This window comes from Lacisediminimonas profundi (assembly GCF_008831265.1).
GTDB classification, from domain to species: Bacteria; Pseudomonadota; Gammaproteobacteria; order Burkholderiales; family Burkholderiaceae_D; genus Lacisediminimonas; species Lacisediminimonas profundi.
In genome coordinates, this window is record NZ_VTTH01000014.1 from 1 (window position 1) to 3,589 (window position 3,589).

Below are 3,589 nucleotides of genomic sequence, written 5' to 3' on the forward strand. Positions count from 1 at the left end.
CGCCGCACGATTGCCGAATGCTCTGTGTTGCCGGACCCGCCGCGCCCTTCCAGCCAGGCCGCAAAGCAAGCACGGGCCGCCCGCATTGCCTCGCCTTCCGGCCAGCCAGTGATGCCGGCATGCGTCGCCATTTCGCCAGGACCACTGCCTGGCCACCACGGCCGATGTGCTGAAAGCGCTCGACGCTGGGGCGGGGCGGTGGCAGGCAGCACTGCCTCACCTTCCGGTGCCAGGCCGCAGTTCCGGCGTACGTCGCCGTTACGCCAGCTCGATGCGCACGTCGCCATTTCGCCAGGACCACTGCCTGCCCACCAAGACCGATGTGCCGAAAGCGTTCGACGCTGGGGCGGGGCGGTGGCAGGCAGCGCTGCCTCACCTTCCGGCGCCAAGCCGCAGTGCCAGCGTACGCCGCCATTTCGCCAGGCATGCCGCGCACTAGGAGGTCGACCACTGCAGCCTGGCCACCACGGCCGATGTGCTGACTGCGCTCTACGCCAGGGCGGGGCGGTGGCAGGCAGCACGCCTCACCTTCCGGCGCCAGGCCGCAATGCCGGCGTACGCCGCCATTTCGCCAGCATGCCGCGCACTAGGAGGTCGACCACTGCAGCCTGGCCACCACGGCCGATGTGCTGAAAGCGCTCGACGCTGGGGCGGGGCGGTGGCAGGCAGCGCTGCCTCACCTTCCGGCGCCAGGCCGAAGTGCCGGCGTACGCCGCCATTTCGCCAGCATGCCGCGCACTAGGAGGTCGACCACTGCAGCCTGGCCACCACGGCCGATGTGCTGACTGCGCTCTACGCCAGGGCGGGGCGGTGGCAGGCAGCACGCCTCACCTTCCGGCGCCAGGCCGCAATGCCGGCGTACGTCGCCATTTCGCCAGGACCACTGCCTGGCCACCACGGCCGATGTGCTGAAAGCGCTCGACGTTGGGGCGGGGCGGTGGCAGGCAGCACTGCCTCATCTTCCGGTGCCAGGCCGCAGTGCCAGCGTGCGCCGCCATTTCGCCAGCATGCCGCGCACTAGGAGGTCGACCACTGCAGCCTGGCCACCACGGCCGATGTGCTGAAAGCGCTCGACGTTGGGGCGGGGCGGTGGCAGCCAGCACGCCTCACCTTCCGGTACCAGGCCGCAGTTCCGGCGTACGTCGCCGTTACGCCAGCTCGATGCGCACGTCGCCATTTCGCCAGGACCACTGCCTGCCCACCAAGACCGATGTGCCGAAAACGTTCGACGCTGGGGTGGGGCGGTGGCAGGCAGCGCTGCCTCACCTTCCTGCGCCAGGCCACAGTGCCAGCGTACGCCGCCATTTCGCCAGCATGCCGCGCACTAGGAGGTCGACCACTGCAGCCTGGCCACCACGGCCGATGTGCTGACTGCGCTCTACGCCAGGGCGGGGCGGTGGCAGGCAGCACGCCTCACCTTCCGGCGCCAGGCCGCAATGCCGGCGTACGTCGCCATTTCGCCAGCACCACTGCCTGGCCACCACGGCCGATGTGCTGAAAGCGCTCGACGCTGGGGCGGGGCGGTGGCAGGCAGCACTGCCTCACCTTCCGGTACCAGGCCGCAGTTCCGGCGTACGTCGCCGTTACGCCAGCTCGATGCGCACGTCGCCATTTCGCCGCCTCACCTTCTGGCCAGCCTGTAATGCTGGCGCGGAATGCATTCCTCCCCACGCGCCCACCGTGCGCGCGACAAGAAGGCAATCAAATGGAACCGAGCAAAAAAAAAGCTCGCCCGTTTCCGGCGAGCCTTATATGAAAACGGACCTGCGACTAATGCCAGTGACCGATCAAAAGCACCTGATATCGGTTGATGACTTCAGATTGCCGTCCTTAAAACGAAGCGCGAATCACGCCCGCTTCCTTGCCCGATCAGGCCCGCACTCTGACAGCAACGCCCATGCCGAAAACCCTGCGGCTATCAGCCGCTCTGGGAACCAACTTTCCCATGTCGCGCACACTCATTGCCGACCGCGACAACTCAGCGATGATCAGGTTGCCGCCCATTGGCGTGCCTGGACTTTCACACTTAACATTTCTCACCTGGCACAGTGCCAACTCGACCATATCCGCTGGGCTGCAACCCTCCGGCGGTTCTCCCCAGGCCGCATTCCATGGCATCATGTAGCCGGGGTCTTCGATGTTGACCACTTCGACCTCCGCCGATGGGGATTGCAGGTAAGCGCAGGCCTGCATCCGGCTCTGTATCGCAGACCATCCAATCAATACGGCCTGTTGGCCCTCCGGAATACCGTAAAGCCCGACGTCGGGCATTGCTGCATTTATTGCTTTGTAGGCCGCACCCACAAGCTCTGGCATCGCAGCGGCAGCAGAATCGAAATCACCCCCGCCATGCATCCGCATCAGCGCATCTGTCAGCATAGTATGCAAGACCAGCAGAAAAGCAGCCGTCCCACGCCCGGCTAGAACAATATTTACCTGCGGCAGGTAGATCATTTTTCCAACCCGAATGAAATCGCCCGTCAGACCATTGATGCCCTCGGTATCAACTCCAATCAGGGCCTTTGACGGGGACAGGAAAACATTAATCATGCTCATTGAAGTTTCTCCCCGATCTCAACACCAATCCGACCAACATTGTCCCCACTGAACTCCATTTGCCTCCCTGCTCCATATGCTGGACTCCCCGCTATGAATGCGATGTTCACCCACGTCGAAACTGCAACCGTGGTTGCCCATGACGCTACAACCGGTATCACTTGTGGCATTTCACTTCTCCTTTTAAATTTAAATCCGACTCTTGAAAGATGAATCGGCCACCTTGGCCCCGTGCAGCGACCATGCGAATTCTTCAGCCATCATGCGGTCCGTGAACGTGAGACCATCCCGCGCCGGCCCGACAACATGTGCGCCACTGAATAAATGCGCCGCCTTCTGATAAATTCCGATATCTCCATCGCAAGCTATCCGAGAACTGATCCGTTCAAATCTTGCATCCAGAACGCGAACCAATCCCCCCAGCTGGCCAAGCGTGCGCATCGCCTGCATCCCGCTATGCCAAGGCGTAACGCCTTGCAGATAGTTGATTCCCGTCGAATGCTCCACCCAACCATGCACGAACAATATGCAATCGAACTTCCCCCACTCGAACGGGGTATTCAGGTGGGCGGCTATATAGTCTGGAAGTATCATTGAGTACCACGAACGTGCCACCGCGCCCCTTCTCCCCTCCGACCAGATAGCCACCCTCCAACAGCGGGCGGGGAAACCGTGCGAGGCTCATAGCCATTGCCGATATCCTTTCGAAAGACATCAGGAAGAACGTAGTATTCGACCGAGCAAGTAATCACTGTCACCCTGGTGCATCCTCCCGCCGAACTCGGCATGGTGGTCACTGTCCGATTCAATTCCCTTGCCCCCAGGTCACGTCTCAGCTGCAGCAATCTTTGGGCTGAATCGGTAGCAGCGGGTCAGACCCATCCCCGGCAAACGTTCCTTCCGATCGGGCCGCGCCTTGTCGCCCGTGCCCTCGGGCACCAGGTAGCCACGTTCGACCAGCAATTGCGCCACAGCTTTGGGGCTGAAACCTTTGCATAGCTCTTCCCGGAAGACCTCGGGCAATACGAAGTAC

The 3,589-nt window shown here is 62.4% G+C and carries 3 protein-coding genes and 1 pseudogene; all 4 read right to left on the minus strand.

Annotated elements, in window-relative coordinates; genetic code table 11:
* Nucleotides 1–955 precede the first annotated feature (955 nt).
* The gene (locus tag FVE66_RS20400; RefSeq protein WP_206668802.1) at nt 956–1,177 is read right to left on the minus strand and encodes a hypothetical protein; all 222 of its coding nucleotides are present in this window, start codon (nt 1,175–1,177) and stop codon (nt 956–958) included.
* Between the two features lie 692 nt (nt 1,178–1,869).
* Entirely contained in the window at nt 1,870–2,556 is a 687-nt protein-coding gene (locus FVE66_RS20080) for a hypothetical protein (protein ID WP_151449272.1), read from the minus strand.
* 189 nt (nt 2,557–2,745) lie between these two features.
* Complete coding sequence (locus FVE66_RS20085) at nt 2,746–3,150, minus strand: DUF6950 family protein (protein WP_151449273.1); 405 nt, start codon at nt 3,148–3,150, stop codon at nt 2,746–2,748.
* A gap of 231 nt (nt 3,151–3,381) precedes the next feature.
* Nucleotides 3,382–3,589 (minus strand): annotated as a pseudogene (locus FVE66_RS20250) (DUF927 domain-containing protein); the annotation flags it as partial.

Excerpts from the sequence above, each read along its gene's own strand:
- FVE66_RS20400 (WP_206668802.1), bottom strand. The coding sequence starts at position 1,177 with ATGGCGACGTGCGCATCGAGCTGGCGTAACGGCGACGTACGCCGGAAC.
- FVE66_RS20080 (WP_151449272.1), bottom strand. The coding sequence starts at position 2,556 with ATGAGCATGATTAATGTTTTCCTGTCCCCGTCAAAGGCCCTGATTGGA.
- FVE66_RS20085 (WP_151449273.1), bottom strand. The coding sequence starts at position 3,150 with ATGATACTTCCAGACTATATAGCCGCCCACCTGAATACCCCGTTCGAG.